This is a genomic window from Streptomyces sp. NPDC030862 (assembly GCF_055571835.1).
This window is the reverse complement of record NZ_JBVIEN010000006.1, coordinates 374,182-389,213: the sequence shown is the minus strand read 5'-3', so window position 1 is coordinate 389,213 and position 15,032 is coordinate 374,182. Positions and strand designations below refer to the sequence as shown.

At 70.1% G+C, this 15,032-nt stretch carries 13 protein-coding genes and 2 tRNA genes; 4 read left to right on the top strand and 11 right to left on the bottom strand.

Annotated features, from left to right (window positions below):
* Positions 1–36: 36 nt before the first annotated feature.
* Entirely contained in the window at positions 37–2,658 is a 2,622-nt protein-coding gene (locus tag ACZ42X_RS18915; protein ID WP_468290972.1) for a valine--tRNA ligase, read from the bottom strand.
* 138 nt (positions 2,659–2,796) lie between these two features.
* On the opposite strand from ACZ42X_RS18915, the gene ACZ42X_RS18910 reads away from it, so the two are divergent.
* A complete protein-coding gene (locus ACZ42X_RS18910; protein ID WP_468290969.1) occupies positions 2,797–3,756 on the top strand; it encodes a hypothetical protein in 960 nt (319 codons plus the stop codon).
* 79 nt (positions 3,757–3,835) lie between these two features.
* Here ACZ42X_RS18910 and clpX read toward each other — a convergent pair whose 3' ends face one another.
* From clpX to ACZ42X_RS18885, 5 genes are all read right to left on the bottom strand, one after another.
* Positions 3,836–5,119, bottom strand: coding sequence for an ATP-dependent Clp protease ATP-binding subunit ClpX (clpX, locus tag ACZ42X_RS18905; protein WP_355360976.1), 1,284 nt, complete (start codon positions 5,117–5,119; stop codon positions 3,836–3,838).
* Positions 5,120–5,254: 135 nt separating this feature from the next.
* The gene (locus ACZ42X_RS18900; RefSeq protein ID WP_031070475.1) at positions 5,255–5,929 is read right to left on the bottom strand and encodes an ATP-dependent Clp protease proteolytic subunit; all 675 of its coding nucleotides are present in this window, start codon (positions 5,927–5,929) and stop codon (positions 5,255–5,257) included.
* A 67-nt stretch (positions 5,930–5,996) separates the two neighbouring features.
* Positions 5,997–6,614 (bottom strand): ATP-dependent Clp protease proteolytic subunit, encoded by a 618-nt coding sequence (locus ACZ42X_RS18895; RefSeq protein WP_361413483.1) that lies wholly within the window; start codon positions 6,612–6,614, stop codon positions 5,997–5,999.
* Positions 6,615–6,911: 297 nt separating this feature from the next.
* Positions 6,912–8,312 (bottom strand): trigger factor, encoded by a 1,401-nt coding sequence (gene tig / locus ACZ42X_RS18890; RefSeq protein ID WP_468290964.1) that lies wholly within the window; start codon positions 8,310–8,312, stop codon positions 6,912–6,914.
* A 185-nt stretch (positions 8,313–8,497) separates the two neighbouring features.
* Positions 8,498–8,574 (bottom strand) — tRNA-Pro (locus tag ACZ42X_RS18885).
* Between the two features lie 129 nt (positions 8,575–8,703).
* Here ACZ42X_RS18885 and ACZ42X_RS18880 point away from each other — a divergent pair.
* Positions 8,704–8,774 (top strand) — tRNA-Gly (locus ACZ42X_RS18880).
* A gap of 113 nt (positions 8,775–8,887) precedes the next feature.
* Here the strand turns inward: ACZ42X_RS18880 and ACZ42X_RS18875 are convergent.
* Positions 8,888–9,082 carry a hypothetical protein gene (locus ACZ42X_RS18875; RefSeq protein WP_355360967.1) on the bottom strand — a complete coding sequence of 65 codons (195 nt, stop codon included), beginning with the start codon at positions 9,080–9,082 and terminating at the stop codon, positions 8,888–8,890.
* Between the two features lie 385 nt (positions 9,083–9,467).
* On the opposite strand from ACZ42X_RS18875, the gene ACZ42X_RS18870 reads away from it, so the two are divergent.
* Complete coding sequence (locus ACZ42X_RS18870; RefSeq protein WP_468290962.1) at positions 9,468–10,658, top strand: acyltransferase family protein; 1,191 nt, start codon at positions 9,468–9,470, stop codon at positions 10,656–10,658.
* Here the strand turns inward: ACZ42X_RS18870 and ACZ42X_RS18865 are convergent.
* Both ACZ42X_RS18865 and ACZ42X_RS18860 read right to left on the bottom strand, forming a co-directional pair.
* Positions 10,645–11,094, bottom strand: coding sequence for an HD domain-containing protein (locus tag ACZ42X_RS18865; protein WP_468291236.1), 450 nt, complete (start codon positions 11,092–11,094; stop codon positions 10,645–10,647). The two genes, ACZ42X_RS18870 and ACZ42X_RS18865, sit on opposite strands and share 14 nt — an antisense overlap.
* Before the next feature lie 6 nt (positions 11,095–11,100).
* Complete coding sequence (locus ACZ42X_RS18860) at positions 11,101–12,246, bottom strand: SpoIIE family protein phosphatase (RefSeq protein ID WP_468290960.1); 1,146 nt, start codon at positions 12,244–12,246, stop codon at positions 11,101–11,103.
* A gap of 106 nt (positions 12,247–12,352) precedes the next feature.
* Here ACZ42X_RS18860 and ACZ42X_RS18855 point away from each other — a divergent pair, with 106 nt between their 5' ends.
* Positions 12,353–13,582: a GNAT family N-acetyltransferase gene (locus ACZ42X_RS18855; RefSeq protein ID WP_468290957.1), complete on the top strand. Its 1,230-nt coding sequence runs from the start codon at positions 12,353–12,355 to the stop codon at positions 13,580–13,582.
* Here ACZ42X_RS18855 and ACZ42X_RS18850 read toward each other — a convergent pair.
* Both ACZ42X_RS18850 and ACZ42X_RS18845 read right to left on the bottom strand, forming a co-directional pair.
* On the bottom strand, positions 13,570–14,385 hold the full coding sequence (locus ACZ42X_RS18850) for an Fpg/Nei family DNA glycosylase (protein WP_468290954.1): 816 nt from the start codon (positions 14,383–14,385) through the stop codon (positions 13,570–13,572). The genes ACZ42X_RS18855 and ACZ42X_RS18850 overlap by 13 nt on opposite strands.
* A gap of 105 nt (positions 14,386–14,490) precedes the next feature.
* On the bottom strand, positions 14,491–14,979 hold the full coding sequence (locus tag ACZ42X_RS18845; RefSeq protein WP_468290951.1) for a ribose-5-phosphate isomerase: 489 nt from the start codon (positions 14,977–14,979) through the stop codon (positions 14,491–14,493).
* Between the last annotated feature and the right edge of the window lie 53 nt (positions 14,980–15,032).

The following is a 15,032-nucleotide window of genomic DNA, read 5'->3' as shown; positions in this document are numbered from 1 at the left end:
GGTTCCGGGGCCGCTCCGGCACTGTCATGCCGTGGCTTACGCCTTCGGCAGGTTCGCCAGCTGGCTCTCGATGCGGGTGATGTCCTCGTCGGCCTTGGCGAGCCGGGCGCGGATCTTGTCCACCACGTGGTCGGGGGCCTTGGCGAGGAACGCCTCGTTGCCGAGCTTGGCGTTCGCCTGCGCCTTCTCCTTCTCCGCGGCGGCCAGGTCCTTCGTCAGGCGCTTGCGCTCCGCCTCGACGTCGATCGTGCCGGAGAGGTCCAGCGCGACCGTGGCGCCGGCGACCGGGAGGGTCGCGGTGGCCTGGAAGGCGTCGCCCTCGGGCTGGAGGCGCAGGAGCTGGCGGATGGCCGGCTCGTGGGCGACGAGGACGGTGCCGTCGAGGGTGAGGCGGGCGGGGACCTTCTGGGCGTCCTGCAGGCCCTGCTCCTTGCGGAACCGGCGGACCTCGGTGACGACCCGCTGGACGAGCTCGATCTCCCGCTCGGCGGCCTCGTCGCGGAAGCCGCTGTCCTTCGGCCAGTCGGCGATCACGACGGACTCGCCGCCGGTGAGCGCCGTCCACAGCGTCTCGGTGACGAACGGGACGACGGGGTGCAGCAGGCGCAGCATGACGTCGAGGACCTCGCCGAGCACCCGGCCGGAGACCCGGGCGCCCTCGCCGCCGGCGAAGAAGGCGGTCTTCGACAGCTCGACGTACCAGTCGAAGACCTCGTCCCACGCGAAGTGGTAGAGGGCGTCGGACAGCTTCGAGAACTGGTAGTCGTCGTAGTACGCGTCGACCTCGGCGACCGTCTTGTTGAGCCGCGACAGGATCCAGCGGTCCGTGGCGGACATCCGGGACGGGTCGGGCAGCTCGCCCTCGATCGTCGCGCCGTTCATCAGGGCGAAGCGGGTGGCGTTCCAGATCTTGTTGGCGAACTTGCTGGACGCCTGGACCCAGTCCTCGCCGATCGGGACGTCGATGCCGGGGTTGGCGCCGCGGGCGAGCGTGAAGCGCAGCGCGTCGGAGCCGTACTTGTCCATCCAGTCCAGCGGGTTGACCGCGTTGCCGAAGGACTTCGACATCTTCTTGCCGTTCTGGTCACGGACCATGCCGTGCAGGGCGATGGTGTGGAACGGCGGCGTGCCGTCCATCGCGTAGAGGCCGAACATCATCATCCGGGCGACCCAGAAGAAGAGGATGTCGTAGCCGGTGACGAGGACGGAGTTCGGGTAGAACTTCGCGAGGCCGTCGGATCGCGAGGGCCAGCCGAGCGTGGAGAACGGCCACAGGCCGGACGAGAACCAGGTGTCGAGGACGTCGGTGTCCTGGTGCCAGCCGTCGCCGGCCGGGGGCTGCTCGTCGGGGCCGACGCAGACGACCTCGCCGTTGGGGCCGTACCAGACGGGGATGCGGTGGCCCCACCACAGCTGGCGGGAGATGCACCAGTCGTGGAGGTTGTCGACCCAGTCGAAGTACCGCTTCTCCATCTCCTGCGGGTGGATCTTGACCCGGCCGTCGCGGACCGCGTCGCCGGCGGCCTCGGCGAGCGGACCGACCTTGACCCACCACTGCATGGACAGGCGCGGCTCGATGGTGGTCTTGCAGCGCGAGCAGTGGCCGACGGAGTGGACGTACGGGCGCTTCTCGGCGACGATCCGGCCCTCGGCGCGCAGGGCGGCGACGATGGCGGAGCGGGCCTCCATGCGGTCCAGGCCCTGGAAGGGGCCGTGGGCGGTGATGACGGCGCGCTCGTCCATGACGGCGAGGTTCGGCAGGTTGTGGCGCTGGCCGATCTCGAAGTCGTTCGGGTCGTGCGCCGGGGTCACCTTGACGGCGCCGGTGCCGAACTCGGGGTCGACGTGCTCGTCGGCGACGACGGGGATGCGGCGGCCGGTCAGCGGCAGCTCGATCTCGCGGCCGACGAGGTGCTGGTAGCGCTCGTCGTCGGGGTGGACGGCGACGGCGGTGTCGCCGAGCATCGTCTCGGCGCGGGTGGTGGCGACGACGATGGCGTCGTCACCCTCGCCGTAGCGGATGGAGACGAGCTCGCCGTCGTCGTCCTGGTACTCCACCTCGATGTCGGAGATGGCGGTGAGGCAGCGCGGGCACCAGTTGATGATGCGCTCGGCGCGGTAGATGAGCTCGTCGTCGTAGAGCTTCTTGAAGATGGTCTGGACGGCCTGGGAGAGGCCCTCGTCCATGGTGAAGCGCTCGCGGGACCAGGCGACGCCGTCGCCGAGGCGGCGCATCTGGCCGGAGATCTGGCCGCCGGACTCTGCCTTCCACTGCCAGACGCGCTCGACGAAGGCCTCGCGGCCCAGGTCGTGGCGGGACTTGCCCTCCTTGGCGAGCTCGCGCTCGACGACGTTCTGCGTGGCGATGCCGGCGTGGTCCATGCCGGGCTGCCACAGCGTCTCGTAGCCCTGCATCCGCTTGCGGCGGGTGAGGGCGTCGATGAGCGTGTGCTCGAAGGCGTGGCCCAGGTGGAGGCTGCCGGTGACGTTCGGCGGGGGGATGACGATGGTGTACGGCGGCTTGTCGCTGTGCTCGTCGGCCTCGAAGTAACCGCGCTCCACCCAGCGCTCGTACAGCGGCCCCTCTACCTCGGCCGGCGCGTAGGTGGTCGGCAGTTCGGGGACGGATGCTGGCTGCTGCTGAGTGTTCTCGGTCACGGGCCACAGTTTAGAGGTGTCACAGGCCCGTACTGAAACGGGAATCTTCCGTAACGGTGTGGGCCCCCGCCGTGCCATGGGGAACCCCTTTCGGCCAGGATGTGAGGAACGCATAAGCATTCGGAGGGGAACCCTTTAATGAGTTACAACCAGCCGGGCCCGTACGGCGGACAGCCCCAGCAGCCGGGACCGTACGGTCAGCCGGGCCCTTACGGCCAGCCCCCGCAGCAGCCGCAGGCGCCCCAGCCCGGCTACGGCTACCCCCAGCAGGCCCCGCCGCCGCAGCCCCAGGGCTACGGCTACCCGCAGCAGCCGCCGGCCCCGTACGGCCAGCCCCCGCAGCAGCCCTACGGCGCGGGCCCGGGTGCCTACCCGCCGCCCCCGCCGCCGGTCTCGGGCGGCGGCGGCAAGAAGACGGGCATCATCCTCGGCTCAGTCGCCGTGGTCGTGGCGCTGGGTGTGGGCGCGTACTTCATGTTCGGCTCGGGCGGCGGTGGCTCCGTCGGGGACGACACCAAGGGTTACAAGCTGACCCCGGCCGCGTCAGTCGACGAGTACAAGAAGAACAAGGACACCGGCGAGACGCTGGACGACAAGGAGAAGAAGGAGGTCGAGACCCTCCTCGGTATCAAGAACCCCACGCAGGCGGGTGCCGACTACAAGGCGGGGGCCGAGTCCGAGCCGATGAAGGGCAAGGTCATGGGCCTGACCGGCTTCTGGGGCGAGATCTCCGACCCCGAGAAGGCCATCGACGGCTACTTCGCGAAGGTCGAGAAGGGCACCAAGGAGGAGGCCGACTCGGACTTCAACGTCGAACTCGTGGGCAGCCCCACCGCCGTGGAGCCGTCCGGTTTCAAGGGCGCGCTGATGAAGTGCCAGATGGTCAAGAGCACCCCGACGGGCGGCGGGGACGCGAGCGGCCTCGGCCCGAAGTCCTTCGAGCTGACGATCTGCGTCTGGGCCGACTACAGCACCCTCGGTGCGGTGAACGTCATCGACATGGCGCAGATGATGGGCCCCAACGGCAAGGCCGTCCCGCAGGAGCAGGTCGCCGATCTGACCGCGAAGGTGTACAACTCCTCGCGCACCAAGGTGTGACGTAGGGCGAGAACGTGAAAGGGGCGCCCGTCCGGTCGGTGAACCGGACGGGCGCCCCTTTCACTGGTCCTGTGCGGCGTTACGCCGACTTCTCGTGGCGGCCCTGGTCCTTGACGACCCGCGGGACCAGCGTGGGGTTGACGTTGTTGTGGACGACGTCCGCCGTGATGACGACGCGGGCCACGTCCTTGCGGGACGGGACCTCGTACATCACGGACATCAGGACCTCTTCCATGATGGCGCGCAGACCGCGGGCGCCCGTGCCGCGGAGGATCGCCTGGTCGGCGATGGCCTCCAGGGCGGGGCGGTCGAAGTCCAGCTCCACGCCGTCGAGTTCGAAGAGGCGCTGGTACTGCTTGACCAGCGCGTTGCGCGGCTCGACGAGGATCTTCAGGAGGGCCTCGCGGTCGAGGTTGTGGACCGAGGTGATGACCGGGAGGCGGCCGATGAACTCGGGGATCATGCCGAACTTGACCAGGTCCTCCGGCATGACCTCCTGGAACTGGTCGCTGGCCTCGATCTCGCGCTTGGAGCGGATCGTCGCGCCGAAGCCGATGCCCTTGGCGCCCGCCCGCGACTCGATGATCTTCTCCAGGCCGGCGAAGGCGCCGCCCACGATGAACAGGACGTTCGTCGTGTCGATCTGGATGAACTCCTGGTGCGGGTGCTTGCGGCCGCCCTGCGGCGGCACGGAGGCCGTGGTGCCTTCCAGGATCTTGAGCAGGGCCTGCTGCACGCCCTCGCCGGAGACATCGCGCGTGATCGACGGGTTTTCGCTCTTACGGGCGACCTTGTCGATCTCGTCGATGTAGATGATGCCCGTCTCGGCCTTCTTGACGTCGTAGTCGGCGGCCTGGATGAGCTTCAGCAGGATGTTCTCGACGTCCTCGCCCACGTACCCGGCCTCCGTGAGCGCCGTCGCGTCGGCGATGGCGAACGGGACGTTGAGCATCCGGGCGAGCGTCTGGGCCAGGAGGGTCTTGCCGGAGCCCGTGGGGCCCAGCAACAAGATGTTGGACTTGGCGAGTTCGATCGCGTCGTCCCGGCCCTGCGCGCCGCCGTTCTCGCCGGCCTGGACGCGCTTGTAGTGGTTGTACACCGCGACGGAGAGGGCCTTCTTCGCGGGCTCCTGCCCGACGACGTACCCCTCCAGGAACTCGTAGATCTCGCGCGGCTTGGGGAGTTCCTCCCACCGCACCTCGGAGGTCTCGGCGAGCTCCTCCTCGATGATCTCGTTGCAGAGGTCGATGCACTCGTCGCAGATGTACACACCGGGGCCTGCGATGAGCTTCTTCACCTGCTTCTGGCTCTTTCCGCAGAACGAGCACTTGAGCAGGTCGCCGCCATCACCGATGCGTGCCACGAGGTGCTTCCCCTTCGCCTGGGAGCGGCTTGGTTCAGCCTGCTCCTGGTGCCTCATATCCGACGGTACCTTGCCGGGCCCCCCGTACGGGCCCCCCTTGGCACGGTTCACACCGCGCCAAGGGAGGTTGGTCCGTCAGGCAGCCGCCGCGGCGGTGCTCTTACGGGTCGAGACGATCTGGTCGACGAGGCCGTACGCGAGGGCGTCCTCGGCGGTGAGGATCTTGTCGCGCTCGATGTCGTCGCGGATCTTCTCGATCGGCTGGGTGGAGTGCTTCGCCAGCATCTCCTCCAGCTGCGTACGCATGCGCAGGATCTCGTTGGCCGCGATCTCCAGGTCGGAGAGCTGCTCGCGGCCGGTGCCGCCGGACGGCTGGTGGATCAGCACGCGGGCGTTCGGCAGGGCCATCCGCTTGCCGGGCGTACCGGCGGCGAGGAGGACGGCCGCGGCGGAGGCCGCCTGGCCCATGCACACCGTCTGGATGTCCGGCTTCACGAACTGCATCGTGTCGTAGATCGCCGTCAGCGCGGTGAAGGAGCCACCGGGGCTGTTGATGTAGATGGAGATGTCGCGGTCCGGGTCCATCGACTCCAGGCACAGCAGCTGCGCCATGACGTCGTTGGCGGAGGCGTCGTCGATCTGCACGCCGAGGAAGATCACGCGCTCCTCGAAGAGCTTCGCGTACGGGTCGTACTCGCGCACGCCTTGGGACGTGCGCTCGACGAAGCGGGGGACGACGTACCGGTTGTCCACCTGGGGGCCGGTGTAGAGGCCGCTCGCTGAGAAGTTGCTCATGTGGGTGTTCACCATCCTGGTGGCGTTCGGCGGGCTGTGAGGCGGGAGGCTTGGGGCGGTACGGCGCGGCTGCTGGGGCAGCTCAGGCGCCGGTGCCGCCACCACCCGGAACGCCCGCGGCGGCGGACATGATGTCGTCGATCAGGCCGTACTCCTTGGCCTCCGTCGCGGTGAACCAGCGGTCGCGGTCGCCGTCGCGGATGATCGTCTCCACGGTCTGGCCGGAGTGGTGCGCGGTGATCTCGGCCATGCGCCTCTTCGTACGGAGGAGGTACTCGGCCTGGATCTTGATGTCCGAGGCGGTGCCACCGATGCCGGCGGAGCCCTGGTGCATCAGGATGTCGGTGTTCGGCAGCGCGAAGCGCTTGCCTGCGGTGCCGCCGGTGAGGAGGAACTGGCCCATGGAGGCCGCCATGCCCATACCGATGGTGACGACGTCGTTCGGGATGTACTGCATGGTGTCGTAGATCGCCATGCCGGCCGTCACCGAGCCACCCGGGCTGTTGATGTACAGGTAGATGTCCTTGTCCGGGTCGGCGGCAAGGAGCAGCATCTGCGAGGTGATCTTGTTGGCGATGTCGTCGTCCACCGCCTGACCGAGGAAGATGATCCGCTCACCGAGCAGCCGGTTGTAGACATGGTCGCCGAGGCCGCCACCGATGGACGGCTCACCCGCGGCGTGAGGCTTCAGATTCGTCACGTATCCACCTGCTCGTCTCTGACGGCTCCGGCGGCCGTCTCAGCGTCTTCGTACTTTGGCGGGTATCCCCCTGCCCTCGTATTCATGGACCCTAACGCGCAGGTGGGACAACACCATCCCGCTTCCCGGACTGTTCGCTGGGAGCGCAAGGTCCGGGGGCTGTCCGGGGGTCCCTAGTCCGTACGCCAGTACGCCAGTACGCCTGTACGTCCGTACGGCGACGGGCCCGGCCGCACGCGGGGTGCGGGCCGGGCCCGTCGGACGTTCTACCGGACCAGGGAGCGGTCAGGGTGAGGCTCAGGCCTCGGACTTGCCCTCGGCGGCCTCGTCCTCGGACGCCTCGGCGGCGGCCTCAGCGGCCTCGGTGCCCTCCTCGGCCTCGTCCTCGTCGTCCCCGAGGTCGACCGGCTCACCGTTGGTGTCGACGACCTTGGCGGCCTCGACGACGGCCGCGAGGGCCTTGCCGCGGGCGACCTCGCCGACCAGCATCGGGACCTGGCCGCCCTCGACGACGGCCTTGGCGAACTGGTCGGGGCTCATGCCGGAGGAGGCGGCACGGCGCATCAGGTGCTCGGTCAGCTCGTCCTGGTTGACGTTGAGCTCCTCGCGGGAGACCAGCTCGTCGAGGATGAACTGGGTCTTGATGCCCTTGATCGCCTGCTCGCGCGTCTCCGCGTCGAACTCCTCGGCGGTCTTGCCCTGGAGCTCCAGGTACTTGTCGAGGGTCAGACCCATCTGGCCGAGCTGGTGGTGCTCGAGGTTGTGCTTGCGGGTGTTGACCTCGTCCTCGAGGAGCTTCTCGGGGAGCGGGACCTCGACCAGCTTCAGCAGCTCGTCGAGGACGCGCTCCTGGGCCTGGGTGGCCTGGTCGTACTGCTTCATGTTCTCGAGGCGCTTGCGGCTGTCGGCCTTCAGCTCCTCGAGGGTGTCGAACTCGGACGCCATCTGGGCGAAGTCGTCGTCGAGCTCGGGGAGCTCACGGGCGGCGACCTGGGTGACCTTGACGGTGACCTCGGCCTCCTTGCCCTCGGCGGAGCCGCCCTTCAGCGTGGAGGTGAAGGTGGCCTCGCCGCCGGCCTCCAGGCCGGTGACGGCCTCGTCGATGCCCTCGAGGAGCTCGCCGGAGCCGATGGTGTACTGCACGCCGCTCGCGACACCGTCCGGGAGGACCTCGCCGTCGACCTTGGCCTCGAGGTCGATCGTCACGACGTCGCCCTCGGCGGCGGCGCGCTCGACCGGGGAGGTGGAGGCGAAGCGCTCGCGCAGCTGCTCCACGGACTTCTCGACGTCCTCGTCGCTGACCTCGACGGCGTCGACGGTGACCTCGATGCCGGAGTAGTCCGGGATCTCGATCGCCGGACGGATGTCGACCTCGGCGGTGAAGGCCAGCAGCTCGCCGTCCTTCAGCTCGGTGATGTCCACGTCGGGCTGGCCCAGCGGGTTGACGTCGGCCTCGTTGATGGCCTCCGTGTAGAACTTCGGGAGGGCGTCGTTGACGGCCTCCTCCAGCACCGCACCCCGGCCGAACCGCTGGTCGATCACCCGGGCAGGGATCTTGCCCTTACGGAAGCCCTTGACCGTGACCTGCTGGTTGATCTTCTTGTACGCCGCGTCGAGGCTGGCCTTGAGCTCCTCGAAGGGCACCTCGACAGTGAGCCGAACCCGAGTCGGGTTCAGGGTCTCCACGGCGCTCTTCACGGTTCGGTCTCCTTGGTGACTGATTCTTGGTTTCTGCCGGGGCGCTTGGTCGAGCGGCCCGGCTGATCGGCCCGGTCACAGAGACACACGGGCACGCAGCTTGCATAGTAACCGCAAGCGGGATGGGGCCCACAATGTGATCTTGGTTGCGCGGCACGCCCGGCGGCGGGAGCGCGGAAGGGGAATGGTCGGGGTGGCGGGATTTGAACCCACGGCCTTCCGCTCCCAAAGCGGACGCGCTACCAAGCTGCGCCACACCCCGTCGGTGCGACACGTAGGGTACATGGCCGCGGGCGGTGCGTCGGCATGTTTGAGGGGCGTGCGGCGACGGGCCCGGACCCGCTACGATGCTCTTCGTGCCGCGGCCCACGTGACCTGCGGTGCGCCGCTTGCGGGCGTAGCTCAATGGTAGAGCCCTAGTCTTCCAAACTAGCTACGCGGGTTCGATTCCCGTCGCCCGCTCTCACCGGCTCAGGGCCAGGTCGGAGGTTCACCCTCCGACCTGGCCCTGACGCGTTTCACCGCGCCTCGCCTCCGCGAACAGGTAACGCGCGCGCACCCGCACGGCCGCCCGGTCAGAAGCGGATCTGGTTGATGGAGGACGCTATCGAGTCCAGGAACTTCTGGATCGACGGCGCCATCCCGGTGGAGGCGAGGAAGAAGCCGAAGAGCGCGGCGACGATCGCGGGCCCGGCTTTGATCGAGCCGCTGCGGATCATCACCACGAGGATGATCGCCAACAGCAGTACCACGGACAGTGAGATGGCCACACTGATCACACCCTCGGTCGGTCTCTGCCAGCCGGCCGGGGGCGGGCAGCCCGGCGCACCCCCGTTCGGCTCATCGTGCCACCAACCTTGCCCGGATCCCGCCCCCCTGACGCATCGTCGACGGACCGAACCACCCGGCCACCGCGCGTTCCGAAAAAATTACTGCTCATTCGAGGTGATGGTTCCGCCCCGTACACAGGGTGGTCACAAGAAATTCTCAGCGTGTCCGAGCGGTAATTCTTCGTCGAAAATCACGTAACGATATGCCCCATTTAAGAGGGATTAATTGGGGCATATCGCCTGGTTGACGGTCGTGTCAGCCGCGAATGGACGCGCCTTCCCACGCGTTTTACGAATACGCCGGAGCGCTACTAAGGTGCCTGGGATGTTCCACGCTCCGCAGGGAAATCAAAGGGCCCCGCTCCCGCCGGCCCGAGAGGCACCGCAAGCACGGGAGGAACCGGAGGCACCGGAGGCACGCACCGTCGACAGACCCGTGAGGACGGGTGAGACGGGTGCCGGAACGGGTGCGCAGGGTGCCGCGACGGGTGCGCAGGGCACCGGGCGCGACCCCTGGTTCGACAACGCCAAGTACCTGGCGATCGTGCTCGTGGCCGTGGCACACGCGTGGGAGCCCGTCATGGAGGGCAGCCGGGCGACCCGGGCCCTCTACATGCTCGTGTACACCTTCCACATGCCGGCCTTCATCCTGATCTCCGGCTACTTCTCCCGCACCTTCACCGCCAAGCCGCACCAGATGCGGCGGCTGGTCACCGGCATCGCCGTGCCGTACCTCGTGTTCGAGACGGCGTACACGCTCTTCCGGCGCTGGGCCGGCGACCCCGCGCAGGTCTTCAGCCTGACCGACCCCTTCTACCTGACCTGGTTCCTGATCGCGCTGTTCGTGTGGCGGCTGACCGCGCCCCTGTGGCGCACCCTGCGCCATCCGCTGCCGGTGGCGCTGGTGATCGCCTGCCTCGCCTCGCTCACGCCGGACATCAGCGACGACCTGGACCTCCAGCGGATCCTGCAGTTCCTGCCGTTCTTCGTCCTGGGCGTGACCCTGAAGCCCGAGCACCTCGCGCTGGTACGGAGCCGGGCGGTGCGGCTGGCGGCGCTCCCGCTGGCCGCGGGGGCGCTGGTGTTCGCGTACTGGGTGGCGCCGCGGGTGCGGATGGGCTGGTTCTACCGCTCCACCAGCGCCCCGGAACTGGGGTACGCCTGGTGGACGGGGCCCCTGATGACGCTGGGGCTGTTCGCCTGCGCGCTGCTGCTGACGGTGGCGTTCCTGGCGTGGGTGCCGGGCCGGCGGACCTGGTTCACCGTGCTGGGCGCGGGCACCATCTGCGGCTACCTGCTGCACGGCTTCCTGACGAAGTCCCTCGACTACTTCGAGGTCGTCCCCGCGCACCCCTGGCTCACCGAACCGGCCGGCCTGGTCGCCACGACGCTGGCCGCCGCGGCGGCCGTGACGCTGCTGTGTACGCCGCCGGTGCGGCGCGTCCTGCGGTGCGTGACGGAGCCGGAGATGGAGTGGGCGTTCCGCAAGGAGCCCGACAGGCTCAGGAAGGGCTGAGCCCCAGCAGCGCGCGCATCGTCGCGTACTTCGCGGTCAACCGGGCCCGGGTCGCCTCGTCCAGTACGGCGAGGCGGTCCGGGTCCGCGTTGTGTGCGAGGTCCGCCTCCTTGACGAGGCGGGCGCCCGGCACGGCGAGGACGCGGGCGGCGTACGCGGCGGGGTCCTCGCCGGGCCGCTTGGTGAGGGCCAGGACGATGTCCTTGACCTCCTGCGGCAGCGCGGCGGCCGCGAGCCACTCCTCGGACAGCCGGTCGTCCTCCACCGCGTCGTGCAGCCACGCGGCCGCCGTCTGGGCGTCGTCGCCGCCTCGCGCGCGTACCCCTTCGGCCACCGCCCGGAGGTGCTCGGCGTAGGGGCGGCCCGCCTTGTCGGTCTGGCCGGCGTGGGCCTCGCGGGCGAGCGCCTCGACCTCTTCCAACGTCAGGTACGTCATCGCCACCTATGCCTCCCGGGTGATCAGCAGCAGCGCCCGGTCGTCGTTGACGTCCTTCGCGCACGCCTCGATGAGGTGCCAGGCCGCGCCCTCGAAGCCCGAGGCGACGTAGCGGTCCGCCTCGCCCGTCAGACGGTCGATGCCCTCGGCGATGTCCCGGTCCGCCGCCTCGACCAGGCCGTCGGTGAAGAGCATGAGGACGTCGCCGGGGCGCAGGGAGCCCTTGACCGGGTGGAACTCGGCACCGTCGTACACGCCCAGCAGCGGGCCCTCGCCGGTCTTCTCCTCCCAGCGGCCGCTGCCCGCGTGCAGCTGGAGCGCGGGCAGGTGCCCCGCCGACAGCAGTTCGTAGTCGCCGGAGTCCAGGTCCAGTACGAGGTGGATGGAGGTGGCGAAGCCCTCCTGCCAGTCCTGGCGCAGCAGGTAGCCGTTGGCGGCCGGGAGGAAGCCGTGCGGCGGCAGCGAGCCGAGCAGGCCGCCGAAGGCGCCCGACAGCAGCAGGGCGCGCGAGCCCGCGTCCATGCCCTTGCCGGACACGTCGGTGAGGACGACCTCCAGGGTGCGGCCGCCGTGGGTGCGGGCCGCGACGACGAAGTCTCCGGAGAAGGACTGGCCGCCGGCCGGGCGCAGCGCCATCTCGTGGTGCCAGCCCTTGGGCAGCTCCGGCAGGGCACTCTGGACCCGGATGCGTTCGCGCAGGTCGAACAGCATGGTGCCGCCGCGCCGCCAGGGCACGCCGACGCGGGCGCGGAACTGCGCCAGCAGCAGCCCGAACAGGCCGCACGCGGCCACCACGAGCACCGTGCCGGGGGTGACGCGCGCCGCGCCCTCCGTGTACGGGCCGAGGGCCAGCGACTCGACGATCAGCGCCGCGGCGGCCGCCGCGTACAGGCCCAGCAGGCTCGCGGGGCGCAGCAGCAGGCCGCCGGCGACGATCGGCAGGACGAGCGCCGCCGGTGCCGCCCACACGGGGTTGGCGATGGTGAAGAGCGTGATGGCCGGGACGGTGAGCAGCAGGCCCGCGAAGGCGATCCAGTCGGAGCCGTCGCCGCGGAAGTAGTCCACGGCGGATTTGCGCAGGGCGATGCGGGCCCGGCGCGTCGACTTCCGCATCCGGGCCAGGTACGCGTCCACTCGTGCGCTACGGGCCATTGGCCTGGACCCTATCCATCCGGTCGGCCCGCGTGCAGGGGGACCCCTATGACAATGCGTTCGAAATTGGGTCGCCCCGGGCGCTCCCCGCTGCTAGGCATGGCATATGACGACGGAATTACGGGTGCTCCACCCGGACGAATGGGACCGCTGGTACGGGCAGCTCGAGCTGGCGTTCGGGGGCGTGCCGGAGGCTCCGGAGGAGCGTGAGCTGTGGCGTGAGCTGACCGAGTGCGAGCGCTCGGTGGGCGTCTGGGACGGGGGGACCTGCGTCGGTACGGCCGGGTCGTTCTCCTTCCGGCTCTCCGTGCCGGGCGGGGCGCTGGTGCCGGCGGCCGGCGTGTCGATGGTGAGCGTGGCGCCGACGCACCGCAGGCGGGGCGGGCTGACGTCGATGATGCGGCGCCAGCTCGACGACGTACGGGACTGGGGCGAGCCGCTGGCGGTGCTGACGGCGTCCGAACAACCCATCTACGGGCGCTTCGGATACGGCGTCGCGACCCAGCAGTTGCGCGCGGAGATCGACACGACTCGGGTCCGGCTGTCCGTGCCGGACGGGACGGATGACGTAGGGCTACGGCTCGTGGCGCCCGTGGAGGCGAGCGCGGCGTGCGAGGCGGTGTACGCGCGCATGGTGACGGAGCGGCCGGGGATGATCGCCCGCAAGCCCGGCTGGGAGCGGCTGCCGCTGCTGGACCCGCCGGGTGAGCGCGGGGGCGCCTCGCCGCTCCAGTGCGTGCTGGCCGAACGGGCCGGTGAGGTGGTGGGGTACGCGCTGTACACCAACACGCCGAGGTTCGAGCCGGCCGGCGCCACGGGGCGGATCACCGTGCGGTACCTGGGGGCGCTGGACCCGGCGGCGTACGCGGCGCTGTGGCGGTACCTCTTCGGGATCGACCTGACGACGACGGTCCAGTTCTGGAACCGTCCGGTGGACGACGCCTGGCAGCTGCTCGTCTCGGACATCCGCCGCTGCGGGGTGAGCCCGCGCGACGGGCTCCACGTGCGGCTGGTGGAGGCGGGCGCGGCGCTGGAGGCGCGGGCCTACCAGGCGCCGGTGGACGTGGTCCTGGAGGTGGAGGACGCCTTCTGCCCCTGGAACGCCGGCCGCTGGCGGCTGTCCGGCGACGCCAAGGGCGCCGTCTGCTCCCGTACGCGCGACACGCCGGACCTGGCCCTGTCGGTACGGGACCTGGGCGCGGCGTACCTGGGCGGGTTCACGCTGGCGTCGCTCGCGGCCGCGGGCCGGGTGCGGGAGCTGCGGCGGGGCGCGCTGGCCGAGGCGTCCGTGGCCTTCGGCTCATCCGTCGCGCCCTGGCTGCCTCACAGCTTCTGACAGCCGGGGCACCAGAAGAGGTTGCGGGCGGCGAGGCCGGCGGTGCGGATCTCGCCGCCGCAGACGTGGCAGGGCAGGTTGGCCCGGCGGTAGACGTACACCTCGCCGCCGTGGTCGTCGACGCGGGGCGGGCGGCCCATCGCCTCGGGCGTGTGCTCGGGCCGTACGGTGTCGATGCGGTTGTTCCGCACGCCCTCGTGCATCAGCGCCACGAGGTCGTCCCAGAGGGCGTGCCACTCGCCCTCGGTGAGGTCCTTGCCGGGGCGGTACGGGTCGATGCCGTGCCGGAAGAGCACCTCGGCGCGGTAGACGTTGCCGACGCCGGCGATGACCTTCTGGTCCATGAGCAGCGCGGCGATGGTGGTACGGCTCCGGGAGATCCGGCGCCACGCCTTGCCCGGGTCGTCGCCGTCCCGGAGCGGGTCGGGGCCGAGCCGCTCGTGTATCGCCCGCTTCTCGGGCTCGGTGATCAGGGCGCAGGCGGTGGGGCCGCGGAGGTCGGCGTAGTGCTCGCCGTTGACCAGGCGCAGGCGGACGGTGTCGGTGGGCGGGGGCGCGGGGGTGGGGCCGAAGCCGAGCTTGCCGAAGAGGCCGAGGTGGATGTGGACCCAGTCGGTCCCGTCTTCGTCGAAGCCGAGGAAGAGGTGCTTGCCGTGGGCGTCGGCGGTGGTGAGGACCCGGCCGTCGAGGAGGGCGGCGCTGTCCGAGAACTTGCCCTGGGGGCTGGAGACGCGGACCGCCCGGCCGCCGAAGCGGGCGAGGTGGTCCTGCGCGAGGCGGTGGATGGTGTGCCCTTCGGGCATGCGGTTCTCCTCTCGGGGCGGGGGCCTCTCGGGGGCGCGGGCCTCTCGGGGCGGGCGCAGGGAAAGAGGCCCCGCCCGTCGGGAGGGGCCTCTCGTCTGCCGGGGTCAGTCCTGCTGGGGGTGGTGCGCCGGGATCGGGGGGAGCTCGCCGGTGGTCTCGTAGGCCGAGAGCATCTCGATGCGGCGCGTGTGGCGCTCCTCGCCCGAGTACGGGGTGTTCAGGAAGGTCTCCACGAACTTCGTGGACTCCTCCAGGGAGTGCATGCGGCCGCCGATCGCGACGACGTTCGCGTTGTTGTGCTCGCGGCCCAGCGCGGCCGTCTGCTCGCTCCAGGCGAGGGCCGCCCGGACACCCTTCACCTTGTTCGCGGCGATCTGCTCGCCGTTGCCGGAGCCGCCGATCACGATGCCGAGGCTCTCCGGGTCCGCGGCGGTCTTCTCCGCGGCGCGGAGGCAGAACGGCGGGTAGTCGTCCTGGGCGTCGTAGATGTGGGGGCCGCAGTCGACGGGCTCGTGGCCGTGGGCCGTGAGCCACTCGACGAGGTGGTTCTTGAGTTCGTAGCCGGCATGGTCGGAACCGAGGTACACGCGCATGCGGACGAGTGTGGCACGCGCCCGGGCCGGGGCCGGTCAGCGGGGCCCCTCGG

What these genes read in the sequence shown, in the direction of transcription:
- ACZ42X_RS18845 (WP_468290951.1), bottom strand. Translation starts at nt 14,979, where the DNA reads ATGCGCGTGTACCTCGGTTCCGACCATGCCGGCTACGAACTCAAGAAC.
- ACZ42X_RS18860 (WP_468290960.1), bottom strand. Translation starts at nt 12,246, where the DNA reads ATGGCCCGTAGCGCACGAGTGGACGCGTACCTGGCCCGGATGCGGAAG.
- ACZ42X_RS18870 (WP_468290962.1), top strand. Translation starts at nt 9,468, where the DNA reads ATGTTCCACGCTCCGCAGGGAAATCAAAGGGCCCCGCTCCCGCCGGCC.
- ACZ42X_RS18910 (WP_468290969.1), top strand. Translation starts at nt 2,797, where the DNA reads ATGAGTTACAACCAGCCGGGCCCGTACGGCGGACAGCCCCAGCAGCCG.
- ACZ42X_RS18900 (WP_031070475.1), bottom strand. Translation starts at nt 5,929, where the DNA reads ATGGTGAACACCCACATGAGCAACTTCTCAGCGAGCGGCCTCTACACC.
- ACZ42X_RS18855 (WP_468290957.1), top strand. Translation starts at nt 12,353, where the DNA reads ATGACGACGGAATTACGGGTGCTCCACCCGGACGAATGGGACCGCTGG.
- ACZ42X_RS18865 (WP_468291236.1), bottom strand. Translation starts at nt 11,094, where the DNA reads ATGACGTACCTGACGTTGGAAGAGGTCGAGGCGCTCGCCCGCGAGGCC.
- ACZ42X_RS18850 (WP_468290954.1), bottom strand. Translation starts at nt 14,385, where the DNA reads ATGCCCGAAGGGCACACCATCCACCGCCTCGCGCAGGACCACCTCGCC.